Source organism: Rhodococcus sp. NPDC076796 (assembly GCF_040702765.1).
GTDB lineage: Bacteria > Actinomycetota > Actinomycetes > Mycobacteriales > Mycobacteriaceae > Rhodococcoides.
In genome coordinates this window covers 256,089-273,058 of the sequence record NZ_JBFBMS010000001.1, presented here as the reverse complement: position 1 = coordinate 273,058, position 16,970 = coordinate 256,089, and the positions used below count along the sequence as shown (strand labels likewise).

15 protein-coding genes and 1 tRNA gene are annotated in these 16,970 nt (G+C 64.8%); 11 read left to right on the top strand and 5 right to left on the bottom strand.

The genetic code is table 11. The features are described 5' to 3' along the window. Positions 1 to 98 precede the first annotated feature (98 nt). Both AB0366_RS01270 and AB0366_RS01265 read left to right on the top strand, forming a co-directional pair. Complete coding sequence (locus AB0366_RS01270; protein ID WP_094613864.1) at positions 99 to 737, top strand: TetR/AcrR family transcriptional regulator; 639 nt, start codon at positions 99 to 101, stop codon at positions 735 to 737. A gap of 188 nt (positions 738 to 925) precedes the next feature. Then, on the top strand, positions 926 to 1,570 hold the full coding sequence (locus AB0366_RS01265; RefSeq protein WP_094613865.1) for a ScbR family autoregulator-binding transcription factor: 645 nt from the start codon (positions 926 to 928) through the stop codon (positions 1,568 to 1,570). Here the strand turns inward: AB0366_RS01265 and AB0366_RS01260 are convergent, their stop codons facing one another. Further along, on the bottom strand, positions 1,571 to 2,551 hold the full coding sequence (locus AB0366_RS01260; RefSeq protein ID WP_366242405.1) for an alpha/beta hydrolase: 981 nt from the start codon (positions 2,549 to 2,551) through the stop codon (positions 1,571 to 1,573). A gap of 55 nt (positions 2,552 to 2,606) precedes the next feature. On the opposite strand from AB0366_RS01260, the gene AB0366_RS01255 reads away from it, so the two are divergent. From AB0366_RS01255 to AB0366_RS01245, 3 genes are all read left to right on the top strand, one after another. Further along, positions 2,607 to 3,176 (top strand): TetR/AcrR family transcriptional regulator, encoded by a 570-nt coding sequence (locus tag AB0366_RS01255; protein ID WP_366242404.1) that lies wholly within the window; start codon positions 2,607 to 2,609, stop codon positions 3,174 to 3,176. Between the two features lie 217 nt (positions 3,177 to 3,393). Next, positions 3,394 to 6,972 carry a transcription-repair coupling factor gene (gene mfd, locus AB0366_RS01250; protein WP_366242956.1) on the top strand — a complete coding sequence of 1,193 codons (3,579 nt, stop codon included), beginning with the start codon at positions 3,394 to 3,396 and terminating at the stop codon, positions 6,970 to 6,972. Between the two features lie 2 nt (positions 6,973 to 6,974). Beyond that, entirely contained in the window at positions 6,975 to 7,889 is a 915-nt protein-coding gene (locus tag AB0366_RS01245; RefSeq protein WP_366242403.1) for a MazG family protein, read from the top strand. Positions 7,890 to 8,202: 313 nt separating this feature from the next. Here the strand turns inward: AB0366_RS01245 and AB0366_RS01240 are convergent, their stop codons facing one another. The 4 genes from AB0366_RS01240 to efeU all read right to left on the bottom strand — a co-directional run bounded on the left by AB0366_RS01240 (position 8,203) and on the right by efeU (position 12,262). After that, positions 8,203 to 8,844, bottom strand: a complete 642-nt coding sequence (locus tag AB0366_RS01240; protein WP_366242402.1) for a dihydrofolate reductase family protein — start codon at positions 8,842 to 8,844, stop codon at positions 8,203 to 8,205. 202 nt (positions 8,845 to 9,046) lie between these two features. Then, a complete protein-coding gene (gene efeB, locus AB0366_RS01235; RefSeq protein ID WP_366242401.1) occupies positions 9,047 to 10,294 on the bottom strand; it encodes an iron uptake transporter deferrochelatase/peroxidase subunit in 1,248 nt (415 codons plus the stop codon). Continuing rightward, positions 10,275 to 11,414 carry an iron uptake system protein EfeO gene (efeO, locus tag AB0366_RS01230; RefSeq protein ID WP_366242400.1) on the bottom strand — a complete coding sequence of 380 codons (1,140 nt, stop codon included), beginning with the start codon at positions 11,412 to 11,414 and terminating at the stop codon, positions 10,275 to 10,277. Before efeO ends, efeB begins: the two co-directional genes overlap by 20 nt. 14 nt (positions 11,415 to 11,428) lie before the next feature. Further along, positions 11,429 to 12,262, bottom strand: coding sequence for an iron uptake transporter permease EfeU (gene efeU, locus AB0366_RS01225; protein ID WP_366242955.1), 834 nt, complete (start codon positions 12,260 to 12,262; stop codon positions 11,429 to 11,431). Positions 12,263 to 12,490: 228 nt separating this feature from the next. On the opposite strand from efeU, the gene AB0366_RS01220 reads away from it, so the two are divergent. The 6 genes from AB0366_RS01220 (at position 12,491) to AB0366_RS01195 (ending at position 16,887) form a co-directional block, all read left to right on the top strand. Beyond that, positions 12,491 to 13,213 carry a lytic murein transglycosylase gene (locus AB0366_RS01220; protein WP_128645303.1) on the top strand — a complete coding sequence of 241 codons (723 nt, stop codon included), beginning with the start codon at positions 12,491 to 12,493 and terminating at the stop codon, positions 13,211 to 13,213. Between the two features lie 88 nt (positions 13,214 to 13,301). Continuing rightward, entirely contained in the window at positions 13,302 to 14,588 is a 1,287-nt protein-coding gene (eno, locus tag AB0366_RS01215; protein WP_037192069.1) for a phosphopyruvate hydratase, read from the top strand. Between the two features lie 192 nt (positions 14,589 to 14,780). Then, complete coding sequence (locus AB0366_RS01210; protein WP_366242399.1) at positions 14,781 to 15,335, top strand: cell division protein FtsL; 555 nt, start codon at positions 14,781 to 14,783, stop codon at positions 15,333 to 15,335. Further along, positions 15,332 to 15,862, top strand: coding sequence for a DUF501 domain-containing protein (locus AB0366_RS01205; protein WP_032377244.1), 531 nt, complete (start codon positions 15,332 to 15,334; stop codon positions 15,860 to 15,862). The genes AB0366_RS01210 and AB0366_RS01205 overlap by 4 nt, the downstream gene beginning before the upstream one ends. Beyond that, positions 15,859 to 16,803 carry a Ppx/GppA phosphatase family protein gene (locus tag AB0366_RS01200; RefSeq protein ID WP_366242398.1) on the top strand — a complete coding sequence of 315 codons (945 nt, stop codon included), beginning with the start codon at positions 15,859 to 15,861 and terminating at the stop codon, positions 16,801 to 16,803. Before AB0366_RS01205 ends, AB0366_RS01200 begins: the two co-directional genes overlap by 4 nt. A 10-nt stretch (positions 16,804 to 16,813) precedes the next feature. After that, positions 16,814 to 16,887 (top strand) — tRNA-Leu (locus tag AB0366_RS01195). The last annotated feature ends 83 nt before the right edge of the window (positions 16,888 to 16,970 follow it).

Below are 16,970 nucleotides of genomic sequence, written 5' to 3'. Positions count from 1 at the left end.
TTGGCGAGTACAAACGGATGGATCGGACATCGCTAGTGTGGAGGAGGCGTCGATTCCGGCGTCGGGAAATGCAGGGTCGGTAACGGGAGCGGTTTTCCATGACAGGCGCAGCCTCCGAGCAGGAACGCTCACCTCGGGTCCGAATGACCGGGACGCAACGGCGTGAGCAGTTGATCGAGGTGGGCCGCACGCTGTTCGCCGAACGCGGGTACGAGGCCGCCTCGGTCGAGGAGATCGCCGGACGCGCGAACGTGTCCAAGCCGGTCGTCTACGAGCACTTCGGCGGCAAGGAAGGGCTCTACGCCGTCATCGTCGACCGGGAGATGTCGACGCTTCTCGGCATGATCACCAAGTCCCTCGACCTCAATCGCTCGCGGATTCGCGTCGAACGTGTCGCACTTGCACTGTTGACCTACATCGAGGACCGGACCGACGGATTCCGCATTCTCGTGCGCGATTCCCCAGCGGCTGCCGAGGACGGCAAGTACTCGTCGTTGCTCAACGAGGCCATCGGGCGCGTCGGCCACATGCTGGCCGGGGACTTCTCGCGTCGCGGACTCGATCCCGAGTTCGCGCCGATGTACGCCCAGGCCCTGGTCGGAATGGTGTCGATGACGGCGCAGTGGTGGCTCGACGTACGAACACCGTCGAAAGAAGTGGTTGCGGCGCACGTGGTCAACCTGTGCTGGAACGGACTGACGAATCTGGAGGCCGACCCTCGATTGACCGAGGAATGAAACTCGGTTTCGTCTCTTCGGGTCCAAAGAGGGGGTATCGTCCCCTTTGTCGGCCCTGAGACCTCCGTCACTCACGACGGGGTTCTCAACCGGACCGATGCATGTTGGCAGGAGACGTAAAGCCACTCAGTGGTACCGTTCGGGCGTAATTTGCGCAGTGGCAGTTCAGAATTGCGAAGGCGGATCCCATGGTCAGGCAGGCCCGCGCTGAAATTACTCGCGACACCGTGCTTGCTGGCGCAGCGAATGTATTTCTGCGCCTCGGGTACGCGAATGCGAGCCTCAGCGAAATCATCTCTCAGTCCCAGGTCACCAAGGGCGCTCTGTACTTCCATTTCGGTTCCAAGGAAGAACTCGCACGTGCGGTCATCGACGAGGGCAACACTCGGCTGACTACTGCATGCATGCAGTTCAACGACGGCCGTATCCCGGCGCTCGAAGCGGCGATCGGTATCTCCTACATCGTCGTCGACCTTTCGGTCAGCGACCCCATGGTCTCGGCCATGCTTCGGCTGAGCCATCAGATCGGCGATTACCGCGGCACCGAGGGCAATGTCATGGCCGGGTGGAGCGAGTCGTTCGACAAGCTCGCCGCCAAGGCCATCGCACAGGGCGACATCGACCCCAACTCCGATTCGCGCACCATCGGATCTCTCGTGCTCGAGATTCTCACGGGCGTGCACATGGTTGCGGTCGCCACCTCCACCACCGAGGAACTGCCGTCGCGCATGGAGCGCCTCTGGTACTACCTTCTCCCGGCTCTGGTTCCCGCCAACAAGCTCGACTACTTCCGCGAGTTCGCGGCGCGTCGAGTCATCCGCTTCGGCCCGTAACTACGGGTACTGCATCACGAAGCTTGCGATGTCCTCGCGCAGTCGTTCCGGGTACTCACCGTTGACGGCATGTGAGGCGTCCGGATAGAGCCGGACGGTCCCGTCGGGCAGTGTCTTCTCTGCCGTGGCGACGGCTTCCTGAGCGTCGTGCATCACCGACCTGCCCGCGATGATCGCCAGGACGGGCACGTCGAGCGTGGCGAGTCGCTCGTCGGTGATGCGCGTGGGCTGTGGCAGCTTCAGCGAATAGCCCTGCATCCCGGCTTCGATCATGTTCGCGACGGGAACGTCCTCGACCTCCGCGCCGCCTGCCGTGTAGGAGTTGAAGCTGTCTCGCCAGGATTTCGGAAGCCACGGCACGGCGGCAGGGAGGGCCCGAATCGCGGTGCCCCAGGGAATGTCGGCGAAGGTCTGGGCCGGGTCGATCAGCGTGAGCGTGGCGAGGTGCGTGCTGTCGTGCAGCGCCAGGTTCGCTGCGGTCCACCCACCGATCGACAGTCCGACGAGATGCACCTTGTCGGTCGGCAGAGCGTCGAGTGTCTGATCGAGCCACACGGCCTGGTCCTCGTCGCTGGTGATCGGCCGCTCCTGGATGCTGCGTCCCGGCTCGCCGAGCAGGTCGACCGTGTAGACGTCGCCGATCGTCAGCAAGCCGGGCAGGTTGGCCGCCCACACCGGCGTGGCCGAGGAACGGCCCGGCAGCAAGAGCAGAGGGTGCGCGGAGGTTCCGGTGCCCTCGAATCGATAGACGCGGACGACGCCGTAGTCGGTTCTGATGTCGAGCGTCTCCGCCGGATCGGGCAGATCCTCGAACGCGCGGTCGTAGGCGGCGAGAAAGCGGTCCTCGCTCGCCGCGCTGTTCCAATGGCCGACCGGTGAAGGAGTCCGGAGCGCGAACGCGAGGGCGAGCGCGCCGACGGTCATCGCCCCAGCGGCGATTTTCAGGTATCGACGCCGATTGTTCGGTGCGGGAACGTCCATCTCGAATCTCCTAACCGATCGGTAAGTAATTCAACCGTACGGTAGGCTGGCGATCGTGGCAACGAGAGAACCGAGTTTCGTCGAGCGCGCGCGACGCGCTCAGTTGATCGAGGTCACGATCGACTCGGTCGCCCAGCACGGGTACGCGAAGGTTTCGCTCGCACGCATCGCGGACAGTGCTGGGATCACCAAAGCTGCTGTGCTGTATCACTTCCGAACCAAGGATGCAGTGATCGACGCCGCGTATCGGTTCGTTCTCGCGGCGCTGGTGGAGGACGTGGCAGCCGCGGTCGAGGCCGTCGACGCTCGGGAAGGTCCCCGGGCGTACGTGCGTGCGATGGTCGGCCACCTCCGTGATCACCCGACACACACCCGCATGTTGGTCGAGGCGCTCGGCAACTCGGCTCTGGGGCACAGCCCGGAGGATCGATGGCGTCCGCTGGCCGACATCATCGACGCATCCGTCCGGACTCGCGGGACGGCCGGCGTCGATTCACGCACCCTGGCCATCATCGTCGGCGGTGGGATCGATGCGATCGTCACCGAACGCCTGCACGACCCGGAGTACGACTCGGCTGCTGCAGCCGAGGCTCTCGCAGCGATGCTCGATGCAGCTCTGACGTAGCCCGTCGTCGTCTCCCGCCTGCCGGGCTGTCGGTGTGCTCCCATAGACTCGCCCATGACTGTGCGTATGCAGCCGTCGCCTCGAATCGCTTGTAGGAGCATTGCTGTTGTCTTCCGATTCTCTGCCAGCCATTTCTCCATCCGGGCCGGCCCCGATCGTTCCCGACGCAGCGCTGCAACTCTCGGGTCTGGCCAGCGTCGCGCTGACCGATTCGTCCATGGTGGCCGTCGCCGACGCGATCGGAACCGCCGAGCACACGCTCATCGGACCGCACTCGGTTCGCCCGTTCGTCGCGGCCGCGATCGCACAGCACACCCAGCTGTTGATCGTCACCGCCACCGGGCGTGAAGCGGACGATCTCACCGACGAGCTCCGCCAGATCCTCGGCGGCGGCGTCGTGATGTTCCCGTCGTGGGAGACGCTGCCGCACGAGCGACTCTCGCCGAGCGCCGACACCGTCGGCAAGCGACTGGACGTACTCCGCCGGCTCGCTCGCCCCGGCGACACCGATTACGGCGATCCTCTGCGCGTCATCGTCACCACCGTCCGCTCGTTGGTGCAGCCCATGGCGCCCGGTCTCGGCGAGATCGAACCCGTGACCTTGAAGGTCGGTCTGGACATCGACTTCGACGGCTTGATCCACCGACTCGTCGAGTTCGGCTACCTGCGCGTGGACATGGTCGGCAAGCGTGGCGAGTTCGCCGTCCGCGGCGGCATCCTCGACCTCTTCTCGCCGACGGCAGATCACCCGGTCCGCGTGGAATTCTGGGGCGACGAGATCACCGAACTCCGCGCGTTCGCGGTCTCCGATCAGCGTTCGCTGCCCGATCACGAGGTCGATCTCGTCATCGCTCCACCGTGCCGCGAACTGCTTCTCACCCAGGACGTCCGCGACCGCGCCGCGGTTCTTGCAGCCGACAATGCCGGCGACACCGCGTTGGTCGAGATGCTCGACAAGCTGTCCGCCGGCGTCCCGGTGGAGGGCATGGAGGCGCTGCTGCCCTTGCTGCAGCCGGGTGAGTTGCAGTTGCTCGCCGATACCCTCCCCGCAGGAACACACGTGTTGCTCTGTGACCCCGAGCGAATCCGCACGCGCGCAACAGATCTGGTGCGTACGGGCCAGGAGTTCCTCGAAGCGTCCTGGACGGCGGCATCGATCGGTGGAGCTGCGCCGCTCGATACCTCCACCCTCGATACGTCCAGCCTCGAAGGTGCTTCTCTCGATCTCGGTGCTTCGGCGTACAGGTCGCTTCGACAGGTTCGCGAATCGGCCCAGGTGCACGGCCGTCCGTGGTGGACCATCAGTCCGCTCGCCTCCGGCAACGGCGAAGAAGTCGAACTCGCCGTCGATGCGGTCCCGGAGGTCAGGGGGTCCGAGGAAGCACTGACGGCCCTGTTCGCGACCTTGCGAGCGCATATCGCCACCGGTGGTCGTGCGGTCATCTCCGTCGCCGGTGCCGGTACCGCCACTCGCATCATCGAACGTCTTGCCGAGGCCGAAGTGCCTGCCGCACATCTCGATTCCGGTGCAGTCCCGGTCGCCGACGTCGTGAACGTCCTCTGCGGATCGTTGCACGACGGCCTGGTGTTTCCCGACGCGAAACTCGTGGTCGTCACCGAGAGCGATCTGACCGGCAACCGCGTCGCCGCAGCGGGCGAGGGACGCAAGCTCCCGGCGAAGCGTCGCAATCAGGTCGACCCACTCGCCCTCGTCGCCGGCGACAGCGTCGTGCACGATCAGCACGGCATCGGTCGATTCGTCGAGATGGTCGAACGCACCATCGGCGGTGCCCGACGCGAATACCTCGTCGTCGAGTACGCCCCCAGCAAGCGTGGCCATCCCGGAGACCGACTGTTCGTCCCGATGGACTCGCTCGATCAGCTCTCGCGCTACGTCGGTGGTGAGCTTCCGTCTCTGAGCAAGCTCGGCGGATCCGACTGGGCCAACACCAAACGCAAGGCGCGCAAGGCAGTTCGCGAGATCGCCGGCGAACTCGTGCAGCTGTACGCCGCTCGTCAGGCCGCTCCCGGGCACGCTTTCGGACCCGACACCCCGTGGCAGCTCGAAATGGAAGATGCGTTCGGCTTCACCGAGACAGTCGACCAGATGACGGCCATCACCGACGTCAAGGCCGACATGGAGAAGGCGGTTCCGATGGACCGCGTCATTCTCGGTGACGTCGGCTACGGCAAGACCGAGATCGCGGTTCGCGCCGCGTTCAAGGCGGTCCAGGACGGCAAGCAGGTCGCCGTGCTGGTTCCGACAACGCTTCTGGCGCAACAGCATCTGCAGACCTTCACCGCGCGGATGGCGTCGTTCCCGGTGACGGTCAGGGGGCTCTCCCGCTTCACTCACGGCTCCGAATCCAAGGAGGTCATGGCCGGGCTGGCCGACGGAACGGTCGACATCGTCGTCGGTACGCACCGCTTGCTGCAGACCGGCGTCGCCTGGAAGGACCTCGGGTTGGTCATCGTCGACGAGGAGCAGCGCTTCGGCGTCGAGCACAAGGAGCACATCAAGTCGCTCCGAACTCACGTCGACGTCCTGACGATGTCTGCGACTCCGATTCCGCGAACGCTCGAGATGAGCCTCGCCGGAATCCGTGAGATGTCGACCATCCTCACTCCGCCCGAGGAGCGGCACCCGGTGCTCACCTACGTGGGTGCGTACAACGACAAGCAGGTCGCCGCAGCCATCAGGCGTGAGTTGCTGCGCGACGGCCAGGTGTTCTTCGTGCACAACCGGGTCAGCTCGATCGACAAGGCCGCCAAGAAGATTCGCGATCTGGTCCCCGAGGCTCGGGTGGCGACGGCGCACGGTCAGATGAACGAGGAAACACTCGAACGCACCGTTCAAGGGTTCTGGCAACGTGAGACCGATGTGCTGGTGTGTACCACCATCATCGAGACCGGCCTCGACATCTCCAACGCCAACACGCTCATCGTGGAGCGGTCCGATTCGCTCGGCCTGTCGCAGTTGCACCAGCTCCGTGGCCGAGTGGGTCGCAGCCGCGAGCGTGGTTACGCGTACTTCCTGTACCCGCCGGAGAAGCCGCTCACCGAGACCGCCTACGACCGGCTGGCGACCATCTCGCAGAACTCCGACCTCGGTGCCGGTATGGCCGTGGCGATGAAGGACCTCGAAATCCGTGGTGCCGGAAACGTTCTGGGTGCAGAGCAGTCCGGCCACGTCGCAGGCGTCGGATTCGACCTGTACGTGCGGCTCGTCGGTGAAGCGGTCGAGGCGTACCGCGCGGCCGCCGACGGAAAGCCGATCACCACCGACGAGGCACCCAAGGAAGTCCGCATCGACCTCCCCGTCGACGCCAACATCCCACCCGATTACGTCACCAGTGATCGGTTGCGTCTCGAGGGCTATCGAAAGCTCGCTGCTGCAGCCGATTCCGAGGGAATCGACGCCGTCATCGAAGAACTCGTCGACCGGTACGGCCCGCTGCCCGAGGAGGTCGGCCGCCTGGTCTCGATCGCCAAGCTGCGCCTGATCGCCAAGGAATACGGCCTGACCGACGTCAACGTCGCCGGAACACAGGTGAAGCTGGCTCCCATGGATCTACCCGATTCCAAGCAGATCCGCCTCAAGCGGCTCTATCCGAGTGCTGCCTACCGGGCCACGACCGGGGTGGTGCAGTTGCCGCTGCCGCGCGTCGAAGGTGGCGGCGTGGGGGCGGCGCGCGTACGCGACGTCGAATTGGTCCAGTTCATCGCCGATCTCATCCTATCCTTGGACGGGAAGCCATCTCGGTCGGTGTTGCTGGAGCAAACAGTGGGGGTGTAGCGGTGACGGTAGTTCTGCTCGACCCTGTTCGACCCACACAAGTGCCGGTGGATGCTGTCGAATTTCTCGGCGGTGCAGTGCAATTCACCGAAGAAGTTCCGGTGCGAGTGCGGTGGCTGTTCTCGGGAACCGCTGCGCCCGACGCCGTCGACGCAGTGCTGGTGAGCACCGATCCCGCCAACCCCGAGGTTCAGGACCGGCTCGCGCGCGGCGAACGAGTCATCACTGCCGAGAAGCTTCCCGGTGACGACCTCATCGCGGCCGTCCGGTTGATGGATCGGCTGCGCACCCTCGGCGGATGGGAAGCACAGCAGACCCACGAGTCGTTGCGCGGGTACCTGCTGGAAGAAACGTACGAGCTGCTCGACGCCATCGCCGCAGGTAACCTGAACGATCTTCGCGAGGAACTCGGAGATCTGTTGCTGCAGGTACTTTTTCACTCCAGAATTGCGCAGGATGCCGCCGAGAACGCATTCGATGTCGACGACGTCGCCGCGGGACTCGTCGCCAAACTCACCCACCGCAGCCCGCACCTCGGTCGAACGGGCAACGGTCCCATCGACATCGCGGAACAAGAGCGAGCCTGGGAAGAGAAGAAGGCATCGGAGAAGGCACGCGGATCCTGCGTCGACGGAATTGCCCTGTCGCAGCCGTCACTCGCACTGGCGCAGAAAGTGATCGGACGGGCCACCAAGGCAGGTCTGCCCGACGAGCTGATTCCTGACGGCCTTCGCGTCATACACCTCGGGGTCGATCACTCGCACGGCGGAGACAGTGCCGAGGACCTGCTGAGGCGTCGGGTACTGGATTTCGCGTCCCTGATCCGCAACGCCGAGGCGTCCGCCCGCAATGCGGGCATCGCACCGGGGGAGATGTCTGCCCTCGACTGGATCGAGCACTGGGGTCTGCGGGGCTGACACACCCCCGCGAACGCGTCAATGGACCACTGCACCGCTCAGACGTATGCAGTGCGCCATCCACGCGGCGGGGGATTGCTCAGTTCCCTCGAGTAGCGCTACTCATGTGCGCGTGGTGTCCGGTCGGCCAGGCTATCGGTCATGACAGCGAACGCGCGCTTTCAGTGCGTGATTCGCGTGCCGAATTGTCCACCGAAGGTGGGAGAAACTGCGGCCCATCGCTCGTCGCCAAAGTTGTCCCTCGTCCCTCGGTTGGGATCAATGTGAGTTTCAGTCGCTCAGAATGCAACAAAGCCGCATTGATCCGGACCGGCTACCTGCGCCAGAACAGGTGATGAGTGACGCCGCTGCTGCTGGGGACTACCTCGTGCGCGAATCTGTCGTTCAGCTCGTCGGGGGAGTCCCACAGCTCTAGGCCCGAGCCGAATTCGATGGGCGCGACGGCGATGTGCATGGTGTCGACGAGATCGGCGTCGAGAAACTCCCGAATGCTGGTGACGCCACCGCCGAGTCGCACGTCCTTACCGTCGGCCGCCTCCTTTGCCTGCTTCAGTACCTCGGCGGGCTCGCCGTCGACGAAGTGAAACGTGGTGTCGGAGAGCGTGATCGATGGTCGTTCGTGGTGGGTGAGGACGAAGACGGGGGTGTGGAACGGCGGCTCGTCACCCCACCAGCCCTGCCATTCGTGGTCGGCCCACGGTCCGCGTTGAGGTCCGAACTTGTTTCGGCCCATGATCTCGGCACCGATGTTGTTGCTGAAGTCGCGGGCGAAGTAGTCGTCCAGACCACGGCTGCCGCCGGGATCGGTGCGGTTCGGCCAGCTTGCGGTGGCCGCACACCACTCCATCAGACTTGCATGGTCGAGACCGAACGGACTCTCGAAACTTTGGTCTGGCCCCGCAGCGATGCCATCGCGCGAGATGGTGAAATTCTGTACCCGAACCAGCTGTCCCATGTGTGCTCCCGAAGTCGATGACGAAGACGTACGACGTATGGACCGAACCAAACGTACGAACTCACCGCCCGACCGCGTCAATAGACCCTTGCAGCGGTCAGACGTATGCAGTGCGCCATCCACGCGGACCGGGTTCCTGCGTGAATGAACCCTTGCAGCGGTCAGACGTATGCAGTGAACCATTGACGCGGACGGGGGAGGTCTACTCGAACAGCGTCGAACCCCAGTATTCCGATTCTTCGACGCCGGGTGGGCAGGCGAATACCGCGGATCCCACGTGTTGGATGTATTCGTTCAATGCGTCCTTGCGGGAGAGTGCCAGTTGCATCGGGACGAATTGGGTCAGTGGATCGCGGCAGTAGGCGATGAAGAACAGTCCGGCGTCGAGGTGGCCGAAGCCGTCGGATCCGTCGGTGAAGTTGTATCCACGACGCAGGAGTTGGACGCCGCCGAGGTTCTCTTTCGACGCCAGACGCACGTGGGCGGCTTTGTCGATGAAGGTGCCCTCGGGGCCCTGGGACTCGAAGTCGAGTGCGTCGAATTCGTCCTTCTGGCCCAGCGGCGCACCGGTTCCCTTGCTGCGCCCGATCACTCGCTCTTGTTCCTTCAAAGTGGTGCGGTCCCAGGATTCGATGAGCATGCGGATTCGACGCGCCACGAGGTAGGAGCCGCCGGCCATCCATTCCTGATCGTCGTCGGCGGAGACCCACACGTTGTCGTTCAGCAGTGTCGGGTCCTCGGCTTTGAGGTTGGCCGTTCCGTCCTTGAACCCGAACAGGTTTCGCGGAGTCGCCTGCGTGGTCGAGGTGGACGAGGTGCGACCGAAGCCGAGTTGCGACCATTTGACCGACACGGTGCCGAAGCCGACGCGGGCGAGGTTGCGGATGGCGTGGACAGCAACCTGGGGGTCGTCGGCGCAGGCCTGGATGCACAGGTCTCCGCCCGAGCGTGCCGGGTCGAGGTTGTCGGCCGGAAAATGCTGCAGATCGGCAAGAGACGCAGGCCTTTTCGATGCCAGGTCGAAGCGATCGAACATGCTCGGACCGAACCCGATGGTCAACGTCAGCGACGACGCCGTCAGACCGAGCGCTTCGCCGGTATCGGACGGCACGTTGTACTCGCCACCGTCGACCGCGCCGCCGTCGAACGTCTCCTCACCCTTGGTGAGGCGTTCGGCCATCAGCGTCCACTTCTTCAGCAGCGCAACGAATTCGTCACGAGAATCGGTGGTGATGTCGAAGGCGACGAAGTGCATGCGATCTTGCGCCGGGGTTACGATTCCGGCCTGGTGGTCTCCGCGAAAGTCGACCACATCCGACGGCACCTCGGCTCCCGAGGCCGTCGCGTGTCCCGCGATGGCCCCGACTCCGACGAGCGCAGCACCGGTCCCGACGGCACCGAAGAGTCGCCGCCGGGAGAACTGCCCGGTCTTATTGTCCGGCAACGACACCCTGCACCTGGCTCACTTCGGCGGACAATGCGTCGATCTTGTTGGACAGTTCCTGGCGCTGCGGTTCGGTCACGGTGTCGTAGAAGACGAAGCCGTCGCCGCTGCGGTACTTGGCGAGTTCGGCATCGAGTTCGGCGAAGCGCGCGTCGATGGCAGTGCCCAGTTCGGCGTTGCGCTCGTCGAGGATCGGACGGACGGCGGCGATAGCGGCCTGCGAGCCGTCGACGTTGGCCTGGAAGTCCCACAGGTCGGTGTGCGAGAAGAAGTCCTCTTCGCCGCTGATCTTGGTCTTGGCGACCTCGTCGAGCAATCCCTGTGCGCCGCCGGCCACCTGGATCGGGTCGATGGTGAAGTCGTCGGCCTTGATCTTGTCTGCGAGCTCGGTGATGTCGGCCTCGAGCTGATCGGCCATCGCGTTCGTGTCGGGCTGCAGACCCTGCGTCCACAGGTCCTTCTCGATGCGGTGGAAGCCGGTCCATTCGGCTCCGGGCTCCACGTCGGGCTCACGCAGGTCGATGCGTGGGTCGAGGTCGTCGGGGAAGCTCTCGGCGACGGGCTCGATGCGCTCGTAATAGCTACGCGCAATGGGGAATTGAGCCTTGGCCGCGTCGACGTCTCCGCTCTTGACGGCGGCGACGAACGAGGACGTGGTGTCCTGCAGTGCGTCGATCTGGCTGACGACGTAGCGCTTGTAGCCGGATGCGGCCTCGGCGAGGAGTCCGTCCTCGTCGGCGGTGCGCACCGAGTCTCCGGTGACGACGTAATCGGCGCGGATGCCGTCGCCCACCATGCCTGCCTTGCAGGCGGTTTGGTACGTGCCGGGATCGGGCAGGGCGACGATGAGCTGACGCGTCAGGCCGGGTCCGATGTTCTCCACCTCACCCATGACGCGGTCGCCTTCGCCGTAGACGTAGAACTCGGTGACCTTGCTGCCGTTGTTGGTGATCTGGAATGTCGAGTTGCCGGTGGTGCCCTCGGACGCACTGACGTCGCAGGAGGAGTCGGTTGCGGTGACGGTGATATCGCCCGACGCGGCCTCGGTGGAGGACTTCTCGGTGCATCCGGCCAGAGCCATCGGCAGAACCGCGACGGCGGCCAGAGCGTAGGTGGTTCGACGCATTGTGGTGGTGCCTTTCAGGTGGATTGCAGAGCAGGCTCGGGAGTCGCGGGAACGCGGACCGGGCGGAGGAAGAGGTAGAGGACGATCACGATGTAGAGCACCCACGCGATCGCTTGGAACACAGTGGGTTCGGGCCGGAAGTTGAAGATGCCGGCGAGCACGGTGCCGTACCAGCTCGAGGCGTCGAAGTGTGCGGTGATGTCGAAGGCGACTGCGCTGCCGCCAGGCAGGATGCCGCCGATCTGCAGTGCGCGGATGCCGTAGGCGAGGATTCCGGCGGCGACCACGATGAGGAATATGCCGGTGTACTTGAAGAACACGGCGAAGTTGATGCGGACGGCACCGAAGTACAGGAACACCGTCAGCACGGCGGCAACGACGATGCCGAGCAGGAGTCCGAGCAGTGGCCACAGGCTGCCGTTGGTGTTCTCTGCGTAGCCGACCATGAGCAATGCGGTTTCGACGCCTTCGCGGCCGACGGCGAAGAACGCCAAAGCCAGTACTGCGGCCGGCCCGACGGTCAGCGCCCTCTCCATGTTCGCCCGCAGTTCGCCGGAGATGTTCTTCGCGGCGGTGCGCATCCAGAGCACCATGGCGGTCACGATGACGACGGCCACGAGCGATGCTGCTCCGGCGATGATTTCGGCGGTCAGTCCGGTGACGGTGGACGTGCCGTAGTGGATCACGAAGAAGATGGCGGCGACCATGGCGACGGCAATGCCGACTCCGAGCCAGACCCACTTGAGCGCGTCGCGTCGATCGGCTTTGACGAGGAACGCGACGAGGATCATCACGACGATGCCGGTCTCGAGCCCTTCGCGCAGGCCGATCAGGCCACTGCCGAACATCTGGGTGGCGATCGACGGCGCAGAACCGGCGGCGAGAACGACTGTGGACACGGGTGGTGCTCCTGTGGGGCGTCGAACATTGGTACGCCTGCCCTCGCAAAGGGTAGGCGACCCTCATGTGTGAAGGCTGACCAAAACATACACCCTGCAACCCGGCCCGAATACGCGTTGACCAGGGGTTATCTCGGTCTTTAGCTTTCTATTACCTTGCGTGTGCAGGATGGAGTGGTGATCTCCCGTATCTGCGTGCTCGCCACAGCGTCGGTCCTCCTCGCGTTGACGGCGTGCGGTACCGGCGAACCGAAGCGCGAGATTCCCGAGGGCATCCCGCCCGGGCCCGGCACCGAAGTGCCGGCCATCGACTTCAACGCGCCCGGACGGACAGCCGACCTGTTGCTCGCCTGGGCCGAACCGCAGACCGACGCGCTGGGCATATCGGTGACCGCCCTTGCGTCGTACGGGCACGCTGCGGCGATCATGACCGAGACGGATGCCGACTGCGGAATCGCATGGACAACCCTCGCCGGCATCGGATACATCGAGAGTCGCCACGGCACCTACCAGGGTTCGTCGGTGGCACCCGACGGTCTCGTTGCGCCGCCGATCCGCGGCATCCCACTCGACGGCGGACCGGGCGTCGCCGAGATTCCCGACACCGACGGCGGTGTCATGGACGGGGACACCGAGTTCGATCGGGCGATGGGCCCCATGCAGTTCATTCCCGAGACGTGGAAGAAATGGGGCGTCGACGCCAACGGCGATGGCGTCGCCGATCCCGACAACATCGACGACGCGGCGCTCACCGCGGCGCGATACCTGTGCGCGCGCGGCGGTGATCTGCGGACCGCGCAGGGCTGGGAGACGGCGTTGATGGCCTACAACTTGTCGGGTCAGTATCTGCGGGATGTGCGCGATCGTGCGGCCGCGTACTCGGTGGGCACCAGGCCGTAGGACCTCCATGCATCGCGGGCAGGACAGGGGAGCGGCTAGTCTTGCACCCGGCACAGTCCGTCGGTACCCGTTTATAGGAGAAGCATTCGTGGCCATCATTGAGCAGGTCGGAGCGCGCGAAATCCTCGATTCTCGTGGCAACCCCACGATCGAGGTCGAGGTCGCATTGGACGACGGGACGCTGAGTCGCGCCGCCGTTCCCTCCGGTGCATCCACCGGTGAGCACGAGGCCGTCGAGCTTCGTGACGGCGGAGACCGCTACGGCGGCAAGGGTGTCGAGAAGGCCGTCAATGCTGTGCTGGACGAGATCGCGCCTGCCGTCATCGGTCTGGACGCCATCGAGCAGCGCACCGTCGACCAGGCCCTGCTGGATCTGGACGGCACTCCGGACAAGTCTCGCCTCGGCGCGAACGCCCTGCTCGGTGTCTCGCTTGCCGTCGCCAAGTCCGCTGCCGAGTCCACTGGACTCGAACTCTTCCGTTACCTCGGTGGCCCCAACGCACACATCCTCCCCGTTCCGATGATGAACATCATCAACGGTGGCGCGCACGCCGACAGTGGCGTCGACGTGCAGGAATTCATGATCGCCCCCATCGGCGCACCCACGTTCAAGGAATCGCTGCGCTGGGGTGCGGAGGTCTACCACGCACTCAAGTCCGTGCTCAAGGCCAAGGGCCTGGGCACCGGCCTCGGCGACGAGGGCGGCTTCGCTCCCGACCTCGCCGGCACCAAGGCTGCCCTCGATCTCATCCTCGAGGCCATCGGCAAGACCGGCCTCAAGCCGGGGCAGGACGTGGCGCTCGCTCTCGACGTGGCGGCCACCGAGTTCTACACCGCGGGCACCGGCTACGCCTTCGAGCGTGAGACCAAGTCCGCCGAGCAGATGTCGGCGTTCTACGGCGAGCTCGTCGACGCCTACCCGCTGGTCTCCATCGAGGATCCGCTCGACGAGAACGACTGGGACGGCTGGGTTGCGCTCACCGAGGCCATCGGCGACAAGGTGCAGATCGTCGGCGACGACCTGTTCGTCACCAACCCCGAGCGTCTCGAAGACGGCATCGTCAAGGGTGCGGCCAACGCGCTGCTGGTCAAGGTCAACCAGATCGGCACGCTCACCGAGACCCTCGACGCCGTGGATCTGGCGCACCGCAACGGCTACAAGACGATGATGAGCCACCGGTCCGGCGAGACCGAGGACACCACCATCGCTGACCTGGCAGTTGCCGTCGGCAGCGGCCAGATCAAGACCGGTGCTCCGGCTCGAAGCGAGCGCGTGGCCAAGTACAACCAGTTGCTGCGTATCGAAGAAGCTCTCGGCGACGCGGCGCGTTACGCCGGCGAGTTGTCTTTCCCCCGGTTCAATTACGAGGGATAGCGAACAGGCTCGTATGACACGAAGTGGAGAGTGATGATGGCACGGCGCGGCAGGTCCGGGACCAGTCCAGGTGGACGTGATCCCCGACCCCGTGGCCGTTCCTCCTCTTCGAGTCGGTCCAAGGCCGGGGGCGTCTCTCGCGACGAGAACGCCTCCGGCCGGCAGGCCACCCCACCGGAACCCTCGGACCAGGTGCGCGACGCGGTGGTCGGCGGCAAGGCTGCGCCCCGGCGCGTCGGAGTTCGTCGACCCAAGATGCCCGAGCGGACGTTCTTCGGACTGTCCACCGGTCGAGCCGTCGTCCTCGGTGTCGTGGTGTGTGCGCTGGCGTTGACGCTGGCGGTGCCGCTGCGCACCTACTTCTCGCAACGCAGCGAGCTCGAGTCCGTGCTGGCCGAACGGCAGGCGCTGGAAGACGACGTAAGCCGCCTGCAGGTTCAGAAGTCTCAACTCGACGAGCCGTCCCGCATTGCGGCCGACGCTCGCGAACGACTGCGTTTCGTCATGCCGGGGGAGACGCCGTATCAGGTGCAGTTGCCCGGCGACTACTCGCCGAGCTCCGAGGACCTCGCGGTGGACGACACTCCGACGGGACCGTGGTTCACCGAATTGTGGAACACCGCGGTCCAGCCGCAGGGCTCGGATGAGCCCCCCGAGCCGACGTCCGCACCGATGCCTCTCGTACAGCCAGAACCCGCACCGGCCCCGCCGCCGGTGCCAGAACCAGAAGGAGGACCGGTCGGGTGAATTCCTCGGCAGTCTCGCAGGAAGATCTCGATGCGGTCGCATCGCAGCTCGGACGTGAACCGCGTGGCGTACTCGAGATCGCGTACCGATCTCCGGACGGCAGGCCGGGTGTGGTGAAAACCGCCCCGAAGCTGCCCGACGGCACGCCTTTTCCCACCCTGTTCTATCTGACGGATCCGCGGCTGACGGCCGAGGCCAGTCGCCAGGAATCGGCCGGGGTGATGCGGGAGATGACCGAGCGTCTCGGTACGGATCCCGAATTGGCTGCGGCATACCTGCGCGCCCATCAGTCGTATCTGGCCGAGCGTGACGAGATCGAATCTCTCGGAACGGATTTCACCGGCGGCGGTATGCCCGATCGCGTCAAGTGCCTGCACGTGCTCATCGCGCATTCGTTGGCCAAGGGGCCGGGAGTCAACCCGCTGGGTGACGAGTCGGTTGCGTTGGCAGCCGAGAACTCGTTGCGCGGCAAGGCAATTCCGGCCGATTGGCCGACCATCGAAGAACTACGTGCGGAGAAACAATGACCAGGGTTGCAGCAATAGATTGCGGCACCAACTCGATCCGCCTGCTCGTCGCCGACAACAACGGTAAGTCGCTCGCCGACGTCTCGCGCGAGATGCGAGTGGTGCGGCTCGGGCAAGGCGTCGACGCAACCGGAGCATTCGTGCCCGAGGCGATCGAGCGCACCCGGGTGGCATTGGTGGAGTACGCGGAGATCATTCGCAAGACCGGGGCCACCGCGGTGCGGATGGTCGCCACCTCGGCCACCCGAGATGCGTCCAATCGGGAGGACTTCTTCTCGATGGTGCGCGAGGTACTCGGTAAAGTCATCCCCGGTGCCGAGGCCGAGGTGATCACCGGTGACGAAGAGGCGCGGTTGTCCTTCGCTGGTGCCGTCGGTGAACTCGACGCTGCCGCAGGACCTTTCGTCGTCGTCGATCTGGGCGGCGGCTCCACCGAACTGGTACTGGGCGACGCCAAGGGCGTCAAGTCTGCGTTCTCGGCGAACATCGGCTGTGTGCGCCTGACCGAACGATTCCTGCATTCGGACCCGCCCACCGCCGACGAAATCAACGGTGCACGTGAGTACGCCCGCGAGAAGTTGGCCGAGGCATTCGAGGAAGTGTCGATCGGCGACGCGTCGAGCTGGGTGGGGGTGGCCGGCACGATGACCACCATCGCGGCTATTGCCAAGGAACTGCCCGAGTACGACGCCGACGAAGTGCACCTCTCGCGAGTGCCGTTCGATCAGCTCTTCGAGGTGTGCCAGCGACTGATCGGCATGACGCATACACAGCGAAGTGCGTTGGGCCCCATGCATCCCGGTCGGGTCGACGTCATCGGCGGCGGAGCAATTGTGTGCAGCGTGTTGGCCGAGGAATTCGAGCGACGCGGTGCCGTAAGCTCTTTGACCGTCAGTGAGCACGACATCCTCGACGGAATCGCGATGTCGATCAAGATCTGACTGCAGTACGGCCCCTATAGCCCAATTGGCAGAGGCAGCGGACTTAAAATCCGCACAGTGTCGGTTCGAGTCCGACTGGGGGCACCTTGTTTTCGCAGGTCAGAGTCGGAATTTTCAGGTTAGGTTCGCTTCCCAACTCTCGTAGGGCCGTGAAAAGGCCGTGAGGT

Bases quoted from the DNA above. Each gene is read 5' to 3' on its own strand.
- mfd (WP_366242956.1), top strand. From the start codon at position 3,394: ATGGTGGCCGTCGCCGACGCGATCGGAACCGCCGAGCACACGCTCATC.
- AB0366_RS01270 (WP_094613864.1), top strand. From the start codon at position 99: ATGACAGGCGCAGCCTCCGAGCAGGAACGCTCACCTCGGGTCCGAATG.
- AB0366_RS01240 (WP_366242402.1), bottom strand. From the start codon at position 8,844: ATGGGACAGCTGGTTCGGGTACAGAATTTCACCATCTCGCGCGATGGC.
- AB0366_RS01260 (WP_366242405.1), bottom strand. From the start codon at position 2,551: ATGGACGTTCCCGCACCGAACAATCGGCGTCGATACCTGAAAATCGCC.
- efeO (WP_366242400.1), bottom strand. From the start codon at position 11,414: ATGCGTCGAACCACCTACGCTCTGGCCGCCGTCGCGGTTCTGCCGATG.
- AB0366_RS01265 (WP_094613865.1), top strand. From the start codon at position 926: ATGGTCAGGCAGGCCCGCGCTGAAATTACTCGCGACACCGTGCTTGCT.
- efeU (WP_366242955.1), bottom strand. From the start codon at position 12,262: ATGTTCGGCAGTGGCCTGATCGGCCTGCGCGAAGGGCTCGAGACCGGC.
- AB0366_RS01200 (WP_366242398.1), top strand. From the start codon at position 15,859: ATGACCAGGGTTGCAGCAATAGATTGCGGCACCAACTCGATCCGCCTG.